This is a genomic window from Bradyrhizobium sp. USDA 3240 (assembly GCF_054063295.1).
Map to the genome: position 1 here is coordinate 7,278,142 of NZ_JBSSGD010000002.1, position 16,987 is coordinate 7,295,128.

The window sequence follows — 16,987 nt, forward strand, 5'->3', positions numbered from 1 at the left end:
TCCCTGCGTGCTCGGCTGTTATGCGCGCATTCCGCGCACCGGCATTGTTGATGGCCGGCGAGGGGGAGGTTATCGGCGGAGAGAGCGGGCGGAAAGGGCCGGTTCGCGGCGCGAACGGTTCCGCAAAGGCTATTGTCCCGACGGCGTGCGCAGGCCGTGCCAGGCGTCGCGCACTTGATGGTAGTGCACCTCGGGCAGATAGTCGGGCGTCTTGAGATTGAGCGTCTTGACGTCGAGACGCCCGGTCGCGCTGAGCAGCGTATAGCAGGCGATCACGCGGTCGCGCTGCGCGCCGATCAGCCGGGCCCGCGCCGTGATCAGATCCTGCTGGGCGTTGAGCACGTCGACCGTGGTGCGCTGGCCGCCGGCGGCTTCCTTCTGCACGCCGGCGAGCGCAACCTCCGCGGCCTTCACCTCGGACTCAGAGGCCGACACCGCGATCTTGGCGCCCTCATTGGCGACCCAGGCGCTGACCACGGCGGTCTTGGCCTGGTTGCGGACCTGGTCCAGCACGAGGCGGCTCTGCGCCGCCACTTCCTTGGCCTGCCGGGTCTGCGAGGCCGCGGTGCCGCCGTCATAGATCGGCTGCGTGACCTGGCCGATTACCGAGGCCTGGTCGGTCCCGAAAGTACCCAGCGTGGGGTCGCTGTCGCGGCTGCGGCTGACGCTGCCTTGCAGGGTGACGTTCGGCATCAGGCTGCTCTCGGCGACGCGGATCGAGGTCGAGGCGACGTCGACGTCGAAGCCCGCGGCCATCACGGCCGGATGCTCGCGCACCGCAAGCGCGATCGAATCCTCGCGGCTGCGCGGCAGCAGCCGGTCGATGGTCTCGGCCGGACGCAATTGCGACGGCGCGCTGCCGACCACCTGCGAATAGGTCGCCTGGCTGATCGCGAAGTTGACCTCGGCGGCGTTGAGATCGGACAGGCCGCGGTTGAGCCGGGCCTCGGCTTGCGCGGTATCGGTCGGCGTGACGTCGCCGGCATTGAGCCGGCGCTGGGTGATCGCCTGGGTCTCCTTCAGGAAGGCGACGTTGGCGCGCTGTGCCTCGACCAGGGTCTGGTTGGCCAGCACGTTGGTATAGGCCGTGACGGCGTCGAGCAGCACGCCCTGGCCGACATTGCGCAGTGCCTCGCGGCCGGACTGCACCTGCAATTCGGCGACGCGGACACTGTTGGCGGTCTTGAAGCCGTTGAACAGGGTCTGGGTCACGGTGACCCCGATCTGCCAGGGCTTCAGCGTCGCACTCTGAATGACGTTGCCGGGCAACTGGTCGCGCACGGCCTGGAGGCCCAACGAGAGGCCGGCGGTGATCTGGGGGCGGTAACCAGCCAGCGCCTGCGGCACGTTCTCGTCGGTCGCGCGCTGGCGCGCCCGTTCGGCATTGAGCTGCGGATTGGTCTGATACGCCTTGACCAGGGCTTCGGGCAGGCTCTCGGCGCGGGCCGCGGTGTCCGTCAGCAGCGCGCAGGCCAGTGCACCAAGGCCGATGCCCGACAAAAGCACGCGCCTCGCTACGTCGCCAATATCAGCGGCACGCCCAACCATGTGATCCCGCAAACCAAAACCCCGGCAATCCGCTCTCGCCGATGCCGTTCGACACATCTACCTGTTTACGGGGCGCCGCCGCCACAGGCAAACCGCCGCGCAACATCTGCACATCATTTCGGTTGTTGTCTGTTGCCGGTTCGTCACAGGCGAGCGCAATTGTCATATGAAGTATAAGTTCGAACCGCCGGCCGCCGATTCAGCGCGGCCGGTCATCCACTGCCTTGCCCGGGTTGATCGCAGATGCCTAAATTCTTCTCTGACCCCGAGGCGATCGCGGAGCACATTGTTCGTGACGTCGGAACCGAACTTGTGGTGGGGCTGCCGCTCGGCCTCGGCAAGGCCAACCACATTGTCAACGCGCTGTATGCGCGGGCGGTCGCCGACCGCTCGATCAATCTGACGCTGTTCTCGGCGCTGACTTTGGAGAAACCGAAACCGAAGAGCCTGCTCGAACAGCGCTTCATCGGCCCGGTGATCGATCGCCTGTTCGGCGGTTATCCGGATCTCGCCTATGCGGAGGCGCTGCATCGCGGCGCGCTTCCACCCAACATCAAGGTGATCGAGTTCTTCTTCCTCGCAGGACAGTGGCTGCATCAGCCGTTCGCCCAGCAGCACTACATCTCGGCCAATTACACCCACGCGGCGTCGTACCTGCTGTCGCGCGGCCTGAACGTCGTGCCCCAACTCGTCGCCAAGCGCGTGGTCGACGGCGTGCCGCGCTACAGTCTGAGCTGCAACACCGACACGACGCTCGACGTGCTGCGCGCCCGCGCGCAGGGGCGGGCGTCATTCATGCTGATCGGCCAGGTCAATTCCGAACTGCCGTTCATGCCAGGGCCCGGCGATCTGCCGGCGGACGAATTCGATGCGGTGCTCGACAGTCCCGACACCGATTTCCCGCTGTTCGCACCGCCGTCGGAGCCGATCAGCGACACCAAATATGCGATCGGATTGCACGCCGCGGGTCTGGTCCGCGACGGCGGCACGCTACAGATCGGGATCGGGCAGGTCGGCGATGCGCTGGCGCAGGGGCTCGTGGTGCGTCACCGCGACAACGCCCAATTCCACGGCATCATGCAGCGCCTTGCACCCGGTAACACACAGCTCGCGGCGGCCGAGACCGGGCCGTTCGAGAAGGGCCTCTATGGCGTCAGCGAGATGCTGTTCGAGGCGTTCCTCGGGCTGATCGACGCCGGCATCCTCAAGCGCGACGTTGATGGCGTGATCCTGCACGGCGCATTCTTCCTGGGGCCGCAATCCTTCTATCGGGCCTTGCGCGAGATGACGGGCGAGCAGCTGGCGCGAATCCAGATGATGCCGGTATCCTTTACCAACGAGATCTTCGGCGACGAGGACGGCAAGCGCCGCGCCCGCGTCGATGCGCGTTTCGTCAACAACGCGATGATGGCGACGCTGCTCGGCGCTGCGATCTCCGACGGGCTCGAGAACGGCCAGGTCGTGAGCGGCGTCGGCGGCCAGTACAATTTCGTGGCGCAGGCATTCGCGCTCGAGGGCGCGCGCTCGGTGCTGGCGCTTGAAGCGACCCATCCGTCCGGCAAGCAGACGCAGTCGAACATCCGCTGGTCCTACGGTCACGAGACCATTCCGCGCCACCTGCGCGATATCTTCGTCACCGAATACGGCGTCGCCGACGTCAGGGGGAAATCCGATGCCGACGTGATCGCCGCGATGTTGCAGGTGTCGGACTCGCGCTTCCAGGGCGAGTTGATGCGGCAGGCCAAGGATGCCGGCAAGCTACCGCGTGGCCATGAAATCCCGGCCGCTCACCGCGAAAATTATCCCGAGCGCATCAGCACTGCGCTGAAGCCCGCGCGTGACGCAGGGCTGTTGCCGTCATTCCCGTTCGGCAGTGACTTCACCGACGTCGAGCAACGGCTGATTCCGGCCCTGCAGATATTGCAGCAGGCGCAGCGCACCCCGCTGCAACTCGCCGGCCTGCTGTGGCAGGGGATGCGGCATCCGCCTGACGCCGCCGATCGCGAATGCCTGGCGCGGCTCGGTCTCGACAAGCCGACGCATTTCGCCGAGCGCGCCTATCGCGCGCTCGTCACCGCAGCGTTGCAACGGAGCCGCGTGAACTAGCGGTTCTTGTTGACCGGCTTGCGCTTCTCGATGAAGGCCGCCATGCCCTCGGAGCGATCCTCGAGCGCGAAGGTCGAGTGAAACAGGTTGCGCTCGACATTCATGCCTTCAGAGAGCGGCGTCTCGAACGCGCGGTTGATGGCTTCCTTGGCCATCGCGGTGGCCGGACGCGACATCGAGGCGATCTTCTCGGCCGCGGCGAGCGCTTCTTCCAGCAGCTTGTCGGCCGGAACGATCCGCGACACCAGGCCCGAGCGTTCGGCTTCCGCCGCATCCATCATGCGTCCGGTGAGGCAGAGATCCATCGCCTTCGACTTGCCGATCGCTCGAGTCAGCCGCTGCGTACCGCCGATGCCCGGGATCGTGCCGAGGGTGATTTCGGGCTGGCCGAACTTGGCGTTGTCGGCGGCGATGATGATGTCGCACATCATCGCAAGCTCGCAGCCGCCGCCGAGCGCATAGCCCGCGACTGCCGCAATGGTCGGCTTGCGGCAACGGGCAACACGGTCGCCGCCGATGGCGGTGAAGTCGCTGTTGAACATGTCGATGAAGCCCTTCGGCTGCATCTCCTTGATGTCGGCGCCGGCCGCGAAGGCCTTTTCGCTGCCGGTGATCAGGATGCAGCCGATCTTGTCGTCGGCTTCGAGATCGTCCACCGCCGCGGCGATCTCGCGGAACACGCCGAACGACAGCGCATTCAGCATTTTGGGCCGGTTCAGCGTGATGACGCCGACCGGTCCCTTGCTTTCGACAATGATGAATTCGAACGTAGCCATGACGCAAACCCCGTGCCTGATTTGCGGCGCAATGTGCCCGCTGGCGGGATGCGCTTCAAGTGGCTGAAGCGAGGCTTTGGGCCGCGGTGCGGCGCACCGCGCCGCAAGCCGCGAGGACCTCGGCCTAGGCCATGAACATACGCGCTGCGGAGGCCACCGTGAGCAGGGCGCCGAAGCCGATGAAGATCTTCCCGATCAGCGAGGTCTGGTCCCAATTCGCACTGTCGCTGCTCGCCAGAACTGGGGCCGGCTTGGGTGCCGGCACGGCGGCAGGCGGCGGCTGCGTCGGCGGCGCCTCCTGCTGGGCGGTCTGCGGTTGAACCGGTTGCGGTTGTTCCGCCGGCTGCTCCTGCTGCAGGGCCCGGTCGAGGTCGTTGAGCTGGTCGGATGCGACCACGCTGCCGTCGGGTTGCGCGTCGCCGGGCTTGTCGGAGGCGGCCATCACCGGATTGACGCTGGCGGGCGCTGTGCTCGCATTACCGTCGCCGGACGTCAGCTCCGCATTGGCATTGGCGACGGTGGCGGGCATGCCCGCCGACGTCACGCTGCCGGCACCGTTCGTGGCCTTCTTGCTCTCGGATTTGTCGGCCGTCTTGTCAGTCGTCTTGGAAGACTGGTGGCGCGCATGGCGTCGGCCATGCCGCGAACTCTGGTCCGCGGACTTGTCGGTTGAAGCATTGTCGGATTTCGCCGCGGCGGGATCCGAACCGGCCGCATACGCCGGCAACGGTCCGGCGAAATACACACAAAACCCTGTCAGCCCTGTCGCAACCATCAAGGCCAAGCGCCCGCTGGCTCTGATCTTCATTCTGATGATCTCCCCATTTCGCCCGTCCCGAACGCGAAATGAGACCCCGCTGCGTGTCTACACCGGGGCAAAAAAAGGGAATCTTCGGGCATCAGAGGGCAAAAGCTGGGCAATTTCGTCCCGGTGGATCGTCGGCAGCAGCTGCACCGATGCGTGCCGGACCGATCGGTGTTATGAGCCCTTCCGTCTGCAAACCTGCCGGAGCGATTCTTTGAGGCTGATCCTCGGCGCGGCCCTGCCTGAGGACAATTATCACGAATTCGTGATGTCCTTGGCTTGCCGCGTAACAAACTGAAAGATCGGCCGAATTGCAATTCAGGAGCCTGCGTGCGCGAACGTGAGGATGAATGGACTGACCTGATGCGGTCGGCCATTTCAGGCGATGACGCGGCGTATCATCGCCTGCTCAGGGCCATCACGCCGGTACTCCGTGCCGCGGCGCGACGTGGCTTGGCGCGCGCGGGACAACCGGTCGATCAGTCCGAGGACATCGTGCAGGACATCTTGTTGGCGGTGCATTTGAAGCGACAGACCTGGGACACCAGTGCGCCGTTCGCGCCGTGGCTGTTCGCGATCGCACGCAACAAGCTGATCGACGCGCTGCGCCGCCGCGGCAGGCGCATCTTCGTCAATATCGATGATTTCGCCGAGACGCTGCCGGGAGAAACACCGGAGCCGACGGCGTCGCCCGGCGAGGTGACCGCCCAGTTGCAGGCGTTGCCCGCGCGGCAGCGCGACGTGCTGCAATCGATCGCGGTCGACAGCACCTCGATCAAGGACACCGCGGCGAAATTCGCGATGACCGAGGGCGCGGTACGGGTTGCGCTGCATCGTGGGCTTGCGAGCCTGACCGCGAAATTACGGGACCGATGAGCATGGACACGGATCAACTCATTCGCACCCTGACCGCCGACAATGCCTATCGCGCGCGTCCGATCGGCCTAGCGCTGATGCTGGCGCTGCTGGCGGCGGCGCCGATCTCGCTGCTGATCTTCTTCGCCGAGCTCGGCGTGCGGCCCGACGTGATGACCGCGATGCATAATCCGTTCTTCGACCTGAAATTCGCGGTGACGCTGGCGCTCGCCGCCTCGGCGATCGCGGTCAGCCTGCATCTGTCGCGGCCCGAAGCCTCGCTGCGCAGCTTCGGCTGGTGGCTGCTGATTCCCGCCGGTATCCTCGTTGCCGCGATCAGCGGCGAAATGATGATGCCGCAGCGCACGCCGATGATGACGCGCCTGATCGGCAAGAACTCGGTGGCGTGCATGACCGCGATTCCCGCAATGTCGCTGCCGCTCTTGGTCGGTGCGCTGTACGGGCTGCGGCAGGGCGCGCCGGCGCGGCCGGCGGTCGCCGGCGCGGTGGCAGGCCTGCTCTCGGCAGGCCTCGCGGCCACCGTCTATGCGTCGCACTGCACCGATGACTCGCCGCTGTTCGTTGCCACCTGGTACACGCTGGCGACCGCGATCGTCGCAAGCGTCGGCGCGCTGATGGGATCGAGGGCGCTAAGATATTAAGCCGCGGGCGCGGACTGCTGCATGCGATGGAAGCGCAGCACCTGCTGCGCGGTCGACGGCCGCAGCCGCTCATAGGTGTCCTTGCAGGCCTGCAGATCGGTCGGCTCACCGCCCGAGATGTCGTCGCGCAGATTGATGATCGACCGCACCGTCGACCATGACAGGCCCGAGACCTTGGCCAGGATCATCACGCCCTCGGCGCGGGTTTCGATCATCATGTTCTCGGCGATGCTGACCGAGACATTGGCGAGTGCGGCAAGCGAGGCATTGGTCTCGTCGAACTTGCCGGCCTCGGCGAAGGCTGCGAGCTGGAATTCGTCGAGCCGGCCGTCCTGGTAGAACGACTTGACCAGCGCATGTGCGATCGTGGTGTCCGGCGTCACGGCGGCGGGCGCCGAGCGCGCGCGTCGCGTCGCTTCCTTCACCGCGATCGGAATCTCCTTGGCCTGCTGCGGATTGGCAGCCTCGAGCCGCTGCCTGACCGTGTCCGAGGCCTTGGCGACCAGCTTGAGATAGAGATGCCGCGGGATGTTGGGGCGCAGGCCGACGCAGGTCGACAGATTGTCGTCGCCCTCGGCGCGGCTGACCAGCCGGGTGAAGCCGCGCTCGGTGAATTCCGCACCGGGATTGTTGACCGCGCTCTGGATCACCTCGTCGTTGCCGCGCAGCACCAGCACGTCGGTGACGGCGCCGCTCAGCGTCTTCCGGTTGGAGATCGCGAGCAGATGGGCCTGGCTCTTGCTGCGCGCCGTCTCGATCAGGGTGTCGTCGTCGAGCCGCGGCGACAGCGTCAGCACGGGGCCTGCGACCTCGATCAGGTCGTCGAATGCAAGGGTGCGGATGGTCTGCGGCGGTGCGGTCTCGATCGGGGCGAGGCGGTTGGCGAGCAGCGCCTTGGCCGAATTTTCGATGTGCTCGAGCAGGCATTGGAAAACGTCGTCGAACAGCACGATCTGCTGGTCCGAATAGTTGACCGATCCGTTGATGAAGAGGTCGGTCACGCGGCGCAGCGTCTCGACACGGCGTGCGACGGTGCCGTGCGCGAGGGTCGTCTGCAGCTCGTCGAGCAGACTTTCGGGGGCGGTCTCGGGCTTCGAACTCATGACTCTGTCCTGGAGCAGTGGCGACGGATTCTCCGGCGCCGAATAGCGAAATGAAAGGGTGTTAGGCACTGGCGATGCGGTTGCGCCCTCGCGCCTTGGCTGCGTAAAGCGCGCCATCGGCGCGGGCGAGTAATGTGTCGGAGTTTTCGTGCGGCTTGAGCGTCGTGACGCCCGCGGAGATCGTCACCTGCATGCCGGGCGAGAATGCGCTCCAGTCGAGACCGGCGATGATCGCGCGCAGCCGCTCGAGCGCGCGCATCGCCTGATCCTGCGACAGGTCGGGCAGCACCAGCAGGAATTCCTCGCCGCCGTAACGGCCGAAGCGATCGATGCTGCGGAGATTGGCGAACATGCCGATGGCGAAGGTGCGCAGCGCCTCGTCGCCGATCGGATGGCCGTAGACGTCGTTGATACGCTTGAAATGGTCGAGGTCGATCAGCGCCACGGCGCAGGAGCTGCCGTTGCGGGCGCAGCGCGCGATCTCCTCCTCGAGCGTGCGCATGATGCTGCGGCGATTTGAGGTGCCGGTCAGCTCGTCGAGCTCGGCGAGCTCCTCGATGCGCCGGTAGGCCTCCTTCAGCTTCACGCCGCTCTGATACAGCGATTGCTGCATCGAGCTCGAGAAGATGCCGAGACACATGCAGCGCCCGATCGTCAGCGCGAACACCAGCATGGTGGCGAGGCGATCGATCCTGGTGCCGGTCGGCATCCCGATCGCCTTGTCGGTGCCGAGGAACAGCGCGGCGAGGCCCAGCACCATGATGGTCCAGACAACAGCGGTCTGCCGCGCCGAGGTACGCAGCGCACCGAAGCCGAACACCACGAACAGGTTGCAGAGGAACAGCACGCCGACTTCCGGCGCGATGTAGGTGAACACCAGCAGGTTCACCATGTTGACGGCCGATTGCGGCGCGACCAGATAGTGGTCGCCGAAGCGCTCGTGAAAGCCGCGCTCTGAGAGCGCTACATAGATGGCAACGAGGGAGAGGCCGGTCAGGGCGTAGCCGGCCGCCACCAGGACCGACGTGGTGCCGGCATGCGCGTAGATCAGCAGCACGACGGCATCGAGCACGAAGCAGGCGGCGATCATCGACTGGATCTGGCGGCGCTGCTTGGCCCGGCGAGCCAGGCGCTCGCGCGTCAGCCTTGGACGGCCGCTTTCCGATGCACCCGCGATCGGGCTGGGAAGTGACGACGCAGCGCTGCCCATGGTCTCGCCATTGCTGAAATCCGGCGAAAATCTAAGTGGGAAAGCCTTTAGGTTTGGTATCTTTCGGAACCGAATCTGCTCCGGTGAAACCCGGTCATCACCCTTGTTTCGTAAGGGGAATCCGTTCGCCCAGCCGGGGCCGGAGCGATCGGGGGCGGGGGCTTGCGGCGGCGCTCGCTTTACGACAGCGCTGGCTTGCCGGCAAAGCCTTGGTATGGTCGCGCCGGATGGTGCGAGTCCGCGAGAGTTTTCACTATTATGATACCGCTTACCGAGTCCTGGGCGATTTTTCCTGATTGGAATCGTCGACTGTGTCATAGATCACACATGCGGTGCGCACATTGCCGTAATGTGAAGAATCTTGCCTCTCGCGTCGAACCACGCACCACCCCCCTCAGACCAACTTTGCGAGACGGCCATTGAGTGCGACACAGGCGGCTTCAGACGAGGTTCTGATCGCTCGGATCGCTCAAGGCGACCGGCTCGCCATGCAGGTGCTGTACGGACGGCATCATGTCAGGGTGTACCGCTTCGGGCTTCGGCTCGTGCGGGACGAACAGGTGGCGGAGGATCTCATTAGCGAGGTCTTTCTGGACGTGTGGCGTCAGGCGGGCAAATTCGAGGGACGATCCGCCGTTTCGACCTGGCTTCTGGCGATTACCCGGTTCAAGGCGTTGTCTTCGCTGCGGCGAAGGAAGGACGCCGAACTGGACGATGAGGCCGCGAACGCGATCGAGGACACGTCCGACGATCCGGAAACGGTGGTGCAGAAGAAGGACACGGGTGACACGCTGCGTAAGTGCCTGACGGGACTATCGGCGGAACACCGGGAAATTGTCGATCTTGTCTACTATCACGAGAAATCCGTGGAAGACGTCGCAGAGATCGTCGGGATTCCGGAGAACACCGTGAAGACGCGCCTGTTCTATGCGCGCAAGAAACTTGCCGAGTTGCTGAAGGCAGCCGGTGTCGAGCGAGGTTGGCCATGATGGCTGCGAGCAACAAAAAAGTGCAGGGTCAGGATCCTGACGATGTCGAGATGCTGCTGCCCTGGCACGCGGCCGGCACGCTGAACGCGCGTGACGCGCGCCGCGTCGAGGACGCGCTCGCTTCCGATCCGGAGCTGGCCAGGCAGTATGCCGTCATCCGCGAGGAATATGCTGAGACGATCGGCCTCAACGAGAGCCTCGGTGCGCCGTCGGCGCGTGCCATGCAGAAGCTGTTTGCCGCGATTGATGCCGAGCCAGAGCGCAAGCCGTCGGCGGGTGCGCGCGTGTCGGCCTCCGTCTCGGAGTTCTTTTCAAAATTGTCGCCGCGGACGCTGGCCTGGTCGTCCAGCCTCGGTGCGCTCGTGGTGCTGCTGCAGGCGGGCGTGATCGGTGCGGTGCTGATGCGCAGCGAGCCGGCCTCGTTCCAGACCGCCTCGCTTGATGCTGCCGAACAACGCAGCGCACCGAGCGCGGCCGTTGCACCCAGTGCGCCGATCACCCGCGACCTCGGCGCCAGCGTGGCGGCGGCGCCGACGCGGCTGTTGGTGCGCTTCACGCCGGATGCCAGGATCGCCGACATCACGTCGCTGCTGGACAACTACCAGGGCTCGATCATCGACGGTAAGGGCGGATTGTTCCGGCTGCAGTTCCGCGCAATGGACAAGAACGGCGTCGCGGTGCTGATTGCCCGTTTGCAGAAAGAGAAGATCGTCAGCCTCGCGGTCGAGACGCCGTAAACGGCAGCTGACGGTCTGCGGCGCGTTGAGGTCACCATGACCGCTAACGGCCGGACCCAATCGACGAACAGAGCGGCCATTGCGGCCGCCGTGTTGTTGCTGGTTTGTCTTCCCAACTCAACGTATTCCCAAGGGTTCATGCGATCGCCGATCGGCGGCGGGCCGCAGCTTTCCGTCGGGCCGCGGGTCAATCCCGGCATCGGCAGGGTCGGAGGCGGGTTGGACGGCACGGCCGGCCGCGCGCCGCTCCACGGCCCGGCTACGTCGTGGACCGACGAGGGGCCGCGATCGAGCAGACCGCCGTCCCTTGCGCGCGACCCCCCCCGTTTCCCTGCCGATTGTGACGACGGCACGCGCCGATGCTCCGGCCGGCCGGTCGCCGCCAATGGTGGCGGCAAGGGCGCTGCGAGGAAGGGCGGGGCCGGTAGTGGCGGCGGCATCCGCGGGCAGGACGTAGCGGGCACGCGAACCGTGCCGAACGAACTCCTGGCGGAGATCGACGGCGCATTGACCGAGACCCAGACCGACGCGCTGGCGCGTCGCCATGGCCTGAGGCGGATCGCCTCGCAGAATATCCCGTTGCTGGGCGCGACGATTGGCCTGTTCCGCACCGCCGGCAATCGCTCCGTCGATGCGGTGGCCCGCGACCTCGCAAGCGACAGCAGCGTCCGCTCCGTGCAGCCGAACTATCGTTACGCGCTGCAGGACCAGAAGTCGGCAGCGGGCGGCAGTGATCCGGCGCAATACGCCCAGGCCCAGCTGCATCTGCCCGAGGCTCACAGGCTGGCGCGCGGCATGAACGTCACCATCGCCGTCATCGACTCCGGCATTGATGCCGCCCATCCGGAACTGGCCAACACGGTCGCGGATACCTTCGATGCACTCGGCAGCAAGGATGGCCCGCATGCCCACGGCACCGCCGTCGCCGGCGTGATCGCGGCGCGCGTCAGGCTGACGGGGAGTGCGCCGGAAGTGCGGATCCTGGCGATCCGCGCCTTCGGTGCAGCCGCCGGCGGCGCCGAGAGCACCTCCTACGTGATCCTCAGGAGCCTCGACTACGCGGTGGCGCACGGCGCGCAGATCGTGAACATGAGCTTCGCCGGACCGAGGGACACCTTGATCGAACGTGCCGTGGCTGCCGCCGCGGCGAGGGACGTCGTGCTGGTTGCCGCGGCCGGCAATGCCGGCCCGAAATCGCCGCCGCTCTATCCGGCCGCCAATCCCGACGTGATCGCGGTCGGCGGCGTCGATGCCGGCGAGAGGTTGATGGCGGCCTCGAACCGCGGCAGCTACATCGCGCTGGCGGCGCCGGGCGCCGATCTGCTGGTGCCGGTGCCGGACGGCAAGTACCAGCTGATGTCGGGGACCTCCTTCTCGGCCGCGTTCGTCAGCGGCATCGCGGCGCTGGTGCTGGAGCGCAGTCCGGCATTGAAGCCTGCCGAGGTGCGGAAGGTCCTGACCCGCACGGCCCGCGATCTCGGGACACCGGGACGTGACGATCTGTTCGGATCGGGGGAGGCGGACGCGCTTGCTGCGGTGATGGCGGCGACCAGTGCGCCCGTCGCGACCACCGTGGACAAACCGTCGCAGCCCACGACGGCAGCGGACGGCAATAACACTTCCGTGAGCCGCGCGTTGAATGAACCCGCACCCTCGATCGCATCGGACGATTCCGCAGCAAATCCCCGTGCTGCACAGTGATTTTCGGCGCCGATCGCCTGCAACGGTGCGATGGAACCGGCGAAAGGCTAAAAAAATCGCCGGCGATTTGAACGTCCGCCGCCCTCTCACGACTTATCTGTGTGGGAGCGGTTTATCCCTCCCCGGCTGTATCAGGCGCGAGCGCCCATCCACCCCAAGCGCCCATATGGCTTTGACCCGTCCGGTTGTCCCCCCGGACGGGTCTTTCATTTTGGGGGCACCCTTGCATGACGAACGGGCCGGATGTGATCACGCTGGGCGATCGCGCTCGGATGCGCGCGACGGCGGCGGCCGTTTGCTGTGGATCGTTCGGCTGCGCAGCGTTCGGAAGCGACGCGCATCGCCACCATGCAAGTCGGTGACTTGACGATGGTTCGGGCAAGAAACTCCGTAGTGGAGCGGACTTCCTTCATCGCCCGTCCGCGATTAAGAATTTAGTTAGACTTTATTTACCTTTTCCACAGAATATCAGTGTCACGTCCAGTTGATTCGGTTCGGTTCGGTTCGGTTGCGTCTGCGTCCGTTTCTTTCCTTGCGGGCAAGTTGAATGACACATCGGACCGACGTGGCCAGGGGCCAGGAGATCGTTGCACGCTGGTGCAACCTTGCCGAGCAAAGGCTGGAGCACCTCAACGAGCTGTTCGAAACCGGACGCTGGCGCCGCTATCACAGCGAGCAGGCCTTCCTTGAGAACGTCAGGGAAGCACGGGCCGCGGTCGACATCTGGCGGGAATTGCTAACCCGCGAAGCTTCGCTCGACAATTCGCCGATCGATCTGTCCTGGCTCGGCCGCGGCAAGTCGAAATTGCCGCCGCCCGAAATCTCGTCGGTGCCAGAGCGCCGCTCGGACGCTGCGACATTGACCGAGGCGGCGATGACCGCGGTCGCGGCCGCGATGGAAACGGTGGCCGAGGTCCTGGAGCAGCCGCCCGTTGTGGCCGACGCGCCGCCGCTGGAGATGCCCCCTCCGGTCATGCCGCCGCCGGTGCTCGATCTCGACACCATCCAGCGGCGCTATCCGTTGCTGCGCAACGCGCTGTAGGCCGAAGGTTAGCGCCGCACCGCGTTCGCGCCGACCACGAGCTGCGCATATTGCTGGGCGCCGCCCACTGACAGGTCGGTCGTGATCGGGCGGGCGTGGTCGAGTCCGACCACCGCGCCGCGCGGGGTTTCCGCGATCATGTTGTTGTTGATCAGCGCAGTGCCGGCGCCCGGCACCACCGAGACGCCGATGCCGACGAACGCCTTGCGCACGACATTGCCTGAGATTGCGACGTCGCGCAGATACTTGCCCCAGCCGGCGACGATGCCGAAGGTCGGTGCGTTCTCGATCACATTGCCGGTGACGGCGCTGTCGGCCTCGACATAGATGCCGATGCCGGCCCCGTCGTTCGGGTCGGTGCCAACGGGGCGCTTCGGCAACAAATTGCGGATGATGTTGCCCTGGACCACCGCGATGCGGCCGCCTTCGTTGAAGTTGCACACGGAGACGCCGATCGCGGCGCCGTCGACGGTGTTGTTGGCGATGACCGCGGCCTCGAACGAGAACTCCGAATAGAGCGCGACCTCGCGGACATTGCTGACGCTGTTGTCCGTGATGTGGATGTTGGAGGCCGAATTGCCGCGCACCGCCGAGAAGTCGCAGTTCTTGATGCGGTTGCCGCGCACGATCACATTGCCGGCGCGGAAGGCGTTGACGGCGTTGCCGTATTGTCCGGAGCCGCCGGGGCCGGCCTTGATGTCCTCGATGCGGTTGTCGGCGACGATCGAGCCGTCATCGCCGATTGCGGTGCGCAGGATCTCGATGCCGTTGTCGCTGGTGCCCTTGATGGTGTTGCGCGAGACGATGAGGCCGAGCGCGTCGAACGACACCAGCGCTGTGCTCGCGATATCGGTGAAGATGTTGTTGCTGACGTCGCCCGACATCTGCTCGAACCAGATGCCGGCGCCGCCGCTGCCGGTGAATTGGCAATCGGTGATGCGGATGTCACGGCCGGACAGGCAATGCACGAGGCCGCGCCGCGCAGGCAGCGGGACGCTGCCGCCGTCGAAGGACAGGCCCATCAGCACGATGCCGCTAGCGCCTTCGCCTTCCAGCAGCGAGGCGCCGCCATTGAACACCAGCCGGCTGGCGCCGCGGACGCCGATCAGCTGGCTGCCGGGCGCAAGCCGCAGCAGGCCGGTGCGGTAGACGCCGGGCGGAAACGCCAGCGGCACCTGCGCCCGCGCGGCATCATCGATCGCGCGCTGCAGATTGCGGGTCTGGTCGTCGGGGCTGCCGGGACGGACGCCATATTGCGTCACGTCGCGGCCGAGCGAGCCGGCCGACTGTGCGGCGCGCGCAGCGTCCGGTGACATCGCAAGCGCACCGGCGACGCCGGCGGAGGCTCCGATCAGATGGCGGCGGTTGACGTCCATGGGCACAGCCCTCGCAAATAGTCGCGAGCGGTGACGTTCGCGCCCGAGTGGTAGCGCGAAATGCGGCGCGGCATGGTGAACACGCCGACGCAGCCGGGCGATTGTTGGCGGTAGGGTTAACCTCCGGTGCAGCTGGAGAATAAAGGCCCATGGCTCATTCCCAAGCGTCGTCCCGGCGAAGGCCGGGACCTATACGCTGCGGTGGATGTTGTAGGTGGGACTCGGCGTACCAGCGTTGCGCAATAAGCAGCATCGCTGGTTATGGGTCCCGGCCCCCGTGCGCAATTGCGCACTAGGCCGGGGCGACACTGAATTTGTTGCGCCAATTGTGAGTCACACATCCGCATTCTCGCGACATGCGCCGGATCTGACCCGAAGCGTTCATCCCAAATCGGCGATGTCTTCCGGCGCAAGCTTGAGGGAGGCCGCACGCACATTATCCTCCAGGTGATCGATGGATCGCGTGCCGGGGATAGGCAGCATGACAGGTGACTTTGCCAGCAGCCACGCGAGGGACAAGGCGGCATGCGTGAGACCGCGACGCGAGGCAACTTGCTTGACCTTGAGCGCCTTCAGGCCGCGTTTGCCGCCCAGCGGATACCAGGGCAGAAGCGCAATTCCAAGACGCTCGCACGCGGCGAGTACGTCTTCGCTGGTCCGGTTTCGCAGATTATACGGGTTCTGAACCGACACGATTGGTGTGATGGAGCGCGCCGCTTCGAGCTGCGCAACCGTCACGTTCGAAATGCCGATATGGCGAATTTTGCCTGCGCGCTTCAAATCAGCCAATGCTTCCATCGACTCGGCAAATGGCACATTGGGGTCAGGCGCGTGGAGTTGATACAAATCGATGCGCTCGAGCCGCAACCGCTGCAAGCTGCCTTCAACCGCACGCCGCAAATAGTCGGGGCGACCGTCCTCGACCCACGATCGGCGGTTTGGTCGCACCAGGCCGCCCTTGGTGGCAATGACCAAACCCGGCGGGTAGGGATACAGCGCCTCCGAGATCTGTGACTCATTCGCCTCGGGGCCGTAGCTATCCGCCGTGTCGATCAGATTCACGCCAAGCTCGATCGCGCGATGCAGAACCCGATTGGCGTGCCCTCGGTCCCTTGGTCTTCCCCAGGCTGAATCTCCGCAGAGGCGCATTGCGCCGAAGCCCAGCCGATGAACCGGTAAGTCGCCGAGGCGAATTATTCCGGCAAGCGCCGCCCCGCTGTATGGAGACTTGTCCACCCGCAACTCCATCTAATCGAACATTCTCAGAAGAGATCCGCTTCACTCTGGGGACGTGTCGGTCTCGGTGGATAAACTCTTGCGAGCGACTTTGATCGTCAACCGATGGACAGGCATGACCGTTGGGCTTTGGGTGGTCTTTACGGCCGCAAGAGGTCCATTTACACTCTGTGAAATTGCAAATTTGTCGCGTGCGCAGCCCCAGGCTTGCCGGGGACAGCGGACTCATGCGGGTGACTGGGATCGCGTCAGCCAGTGGCCTTGACCGATCACCTCATGTCGCATCCGCGGGCGTCAGCGGACGGCTAGTTCTGCGGCGATCAAGATGGGGAGATTGAGCGGAAGGTGGGTGACGCCGATCGCGGTCCGTGCATGCGTACCGACATCCGGGCCAAATGCCTGCAGCAAGACGTCCGAGCAACCATTGATGACGTTGGTCGTGGCAAAAAATCCTGGCGCGACGCTCACCATTCCTGAAACCGTCAGCCATGCCGAGATTCTGTCCAGGTCGCCGAGCGCTTGGCGAAGGCTGCTGAACATAGCCAAGGCCGCGAGGCGCGCGGCGGCATGGGCTTGCTCGGCAGATACCTCAGCGCCGACCTGCCCAAATGGCCCGGCTGGCGTGCCGTCGGGATTGAGGGGGCCATGACCGGATGCGTAGGCTCGGTCGCCGTGCACGCGAACCCACGCGAACGGAACGTTTACGCCGGGCGGCACCTTGGCGGGTTGAGCAAGCACAAGGCCAAGTTGCTCCAGTCTCTTCTCGACGCGCATCGCTCACGCCTCTCAATCCTGTTGTTCGGCTGAGAACGTCACTGCCAGTACTCTACCATCGTCCCCG

The 16,987-nt window shown here is 65.4% G+C and carries 15 protein-coding genes; 7 read left to right on the forward strand and 8 right to left on the reverse strand.

Going from position 1 to position 16,987, the window contains the following annotated elements; genetic code table 11:
- Nucleotides 1-129: 129 nt before the first annotated feature.
- Nucleotides 130-1,548: a TolC family outer membrane protein gene (locus ACVIGA_RS34910; RefSeq protein WP_456669582.1), complete on the reverse strand. Its 1,419-nt coding sequence runs from the start codon at nt 1,546-1,548 to the stop codon at nt 130-132.
- Nucleotides 1,549-1,791: 243 nt separating this feature from the next.
- Between ACVIGA_RS34910 and ACVIGA_RS34915 the strand changes: the two genes are divergently transcribed.
- Complete coding sequence (locus tag ACVIGA_RS34915; protein WP_456669583.1) at nt 1,792-3,654, forward strand: acetyl-CoA hydrolase/transferase C-terminal domain-containing protein; 1,863 nt, start codon at nt 1,792-1,794, stop codon at nt 3,652-3,654.
- Here the strand turns inward: ACVIGA_RS34915 and ACVIGA_RS34920 are convergent.
- The gene (locus tag ACVIGA_RS34920; RefSeq protein WP_456669584.1) at nt 3,651-4,430 is read right to left on the reverse strand and encodes an enoyl-CoA hydratase; all 780 of its coding nucleotides are present in this window, start codon (nt 4,428-4,430) and stop codon (nt 3,651-3,653) included. The two genes, ACVIGA_RS34915 and ACVIGA_RS34920, sit on opposite strands and share 4 nt — an antisense overlap.
- Nucleotides 4,431-4,554: 124 nt before the next feature.
- A complete protein-coding gene (locus ACVIGA_RS34925; RefSeq protein ID WP_456669585.1) occupies nt 4,555-5,238 on the reverse strand; it encodes a hypothetical protein in 684 nt (227 codons plus the stop codon).
- Between the two features lie 327 nt (nt 5,239-5,565).
- Here ACVIGA_RS34925 and ACVIGA_RS34930 point away from each other — a divergent pair, with 327 nt between their 5' ends.
- Both ACVIGA_RS34930 and ACVIGA_RS34935 read left to right on the forward strand, forming a co-directional pair.
- Nucleotides 5,566-6,111, forward strand: a complete 546-nt coding sequence (locus ACVIGA_RS34930) for a sigma-70 family RNA polymerase sigma factor (RefSeq protein WP_456669586.1) — start codon at nt 5,566-5,568, stop codon at nt 6,109-6,111.
- A gap of 2 nt (nt 6,112-6,113) precedes the next feature.
- Nucleotides 6,114-6,752 (forward strand): NrsF family protein, encoded by a 639-nt coding sequence (locus ACVIGA_RS34935; RefSeq protein WP_456669587.1) that lies wholly within the window; start codon nt 6,114-6,116, stop codon nt 6,750-6,752.
- Here the strand turns inward: ACVIGA_RS34935 and ACVIGA_RS34940 are convergent.
- Nucleotides 6,749-7,855 (reverse strand): DUF2336 domain-containing protein, encoded by a 1,107-nt coding sequence (locus ACVIGA_RS34940; RefSeq protein ID WP_456669588.1) that lies wholly within the window; start codon nt 7,853-7,855, stop codon nt 6,749-6,751. The two genes, ACVIGA_RS34935 and ACVIGA_RS34940, sit on opposite strands and share 4 nt — an antisense overlap.
- A gap of 61 nt (nt 7,856-7,916) precedes the next feature.
- Entirely contained in the window at nt 7,917-9,065 is a 1,149-nt protein-coding gene (locus tag ACVIGA_RS34945) for a GGDEF domain-containing protein (RefSeq protein WP_456669589.1), read from the reverse strand.
- 419 nt (nt 9,066-9,484) lie between these two features.
- Here ACVIGA_RS34945 and ACVIGA_RS34950 point away from each other — a divergent pair, with 419 nt between their 5' ends.
- From ACVIGA_RS34950 to ACVIGA_RS34965, 4 genes are all read left to right on the forward strand, one after another.
- Nucleotides 9,485-10,054, forward strand: coding sequence for a sigma-70 family RNA polymerase sigma factor (locus tag ACVIGA_RS34950; protein ID WP_092125157.1), 570 nt, complete (start codon nt 9,485-9,487; stop codon nt 10,052-10,054).
- Complete coding sequence (locus ACVIGA_RS34955; protein WP_456670952.1) at nt 10,054-10,791, forward strand: hypothetical protein; 738 nt, start codon at nt 10,054-10,056, stop codon at nt 10,789-10,791. Before ACVIGA_RS34950 ends, ACVIGA_RS34955 begins: the two co-directional genes overlap by 1 nt.
- A 36-nt stretch (nt 10,792-10,827) precedes the next feature.
- The gene (locus ACVIGA_RS34960) at nt 10,828-12,492 is read left to right on the forward strand and encodes a S8 family serine peptidase (RefSeq protein WP_456669590.1); all 1,665 of its coding nucleotides are present in this window, start codon (nt 10,828-10,830) and stop codon (nt 12,490-12,492) included.
- A gap of 547 nt (nt 12,493-13,039) precedes the next feature.
- Nucleotides 13,040-13,534, forward strand: a complete 495-nt coding sequence (locus ACVIGA_RS34965; RefSeq protein ID WP_456669591.1) for a TIGR03809 family protein — start codon at nt 13,040-13,042, stop codon at nt 13,532-13,534.
- 8 nt (nt 13,535-13,542) lie between these two features.
- Here ACVIGA_RS34965 and ACVIGA_RS34970 read toward each other — a convergent pair whose 3' ends face one another.
- The 3 genes from ACVIGA_RS34970 to ACVIGA_RS34980 form a co-directional block, all read right to left on the reverse strand.
- Entirely contained in the window at nt 13,543-14,910 is a 1,368-nt protein-coding gene (locus ACVIGA_RS34970) for a TIGR03808 family TAT-translocated repetitive protein (protein WP_456669592.1), read from the reverse strand.
- Nucleotides 14,911-15,291: 381 nt separating this feature from the next.
- Nucleotides 15,292-16,158 carry an aldo/keto reductase gene (locus ACVIGA_RS34975; RefSeq protein ID WP_456669593.1) on the reverse strand — a complete coding sequence of 289 codons (867 nt, stop codon included), beginning with the start codon at nt 16,156-16,158 and terminating at the stop codon, nt 15,292-15,294.
- A 282-nt stretch (nt 16,159-16,440) separates the two neighbouring features.
- On the reverse strand, nt 16,441-16,920 hold the full coding sequence (locus ACVIGA_RS34980; RefSeq protein WP_456669594.1) for a RidA family protein: 480 nt from the start codon (nt 16,918-16,920) through the stop codon (nt 16,441-16,443).
- Nucleotides 16,921-16,987: the final 67 nt, after the last annotated feature.

Coding starts and splice junctions, on each gene's coding strand:
- ACVIGA_RS34910 (WP_456669582.1), bottom strand. CDS start 1,548: ATGGTTGGGCGTGCCGCTGATATTGGCGACGTAGCGAGGCGCGTGCTT.
- ACVIGA_RS34915 (WP_456669583.1), top strand. CDS start 1,792: ATGCCTAAATTCTTCTCTGACCCCGAGGCGATCGCGGAGCACATTGTT.
- ACVIGA_RS34920 (WP_456669584.1), bottom strand. CDS start 4,430: ATGGCTACGTTCGAATTCATCATTGTCGAAAGCAAGGGACCGGTCGGC.
- ACVIGA_RS34925 (WP_456669585.1), bottom strand. CDS start 5,238: ATGAAGATCAGAGCCAGCGGGCGCTTGGCCTTGATGGTTGCGACAGGG.
- ACVIGA_RS34935 (WP_456669587.1), top strand. CDS start 6,114: ATGGACACGGATCAACTCATTCGCACCCTGACCGCCGACAATGCCTAT.
- ACVIGA_RS34940 (WP_456669588.1), bottom strand. CDS start 7,855: ATGAGTTCGAAGCCCGAGACCGCCCCCGAAAGTCTGCTCGACGAGCTG.
- ACVIGA_RS34945 (WP_456669589.1), bottom strand. CDS start 9,065: ATGGGCAGCGCTGCGTCGTCACTTCCCAGCCCGATCGCGGGTGCATCG.
- ACVIGA_RS34955 (WP_456670952.1), top strand. CDS start 10,054: ATGGCTGCGAGCAACAAAAAAGTGCAGGGTCAGGATCCTGACGATGTC.
- ACVIGA_RS34960 (WP_456669590.1), top strand. CDS start 10,828: ATGACCGCTAACGGCCGGACCCAATCGACGAACAGAGCGGCCATTGCG.
- ACVIGA_RS34965 (WP_456669591.1), top strand. CDS start 13,040: ATGACACATCGGACCGACGTGGCCAGGGGCCAGGAGATCGTTGCACGC.
- ACVIGA_RS34970 (WP_456669592.1), bottom strand. CDS start 14,910: ATGGACGTCAACCGCCGCCATCTGATCGGAGCCTCCGCCGGCGTCGCC.
- ACVIGA_RS34975 (WP_456669593.1), bottom strand. CDS start 16,158: ATGGAGTTGCGGGTGGACAAGTCTCCATACAGCGGGGCGGCGCTTGCC.
- ACVIGA_RS34980 (WP_456669594.1), bottom strand. CDS start 16,920: ATGCGCGTCGAGAAGAGACTGGAGCAACTTGGCCTTGTGCTTGCTCAA.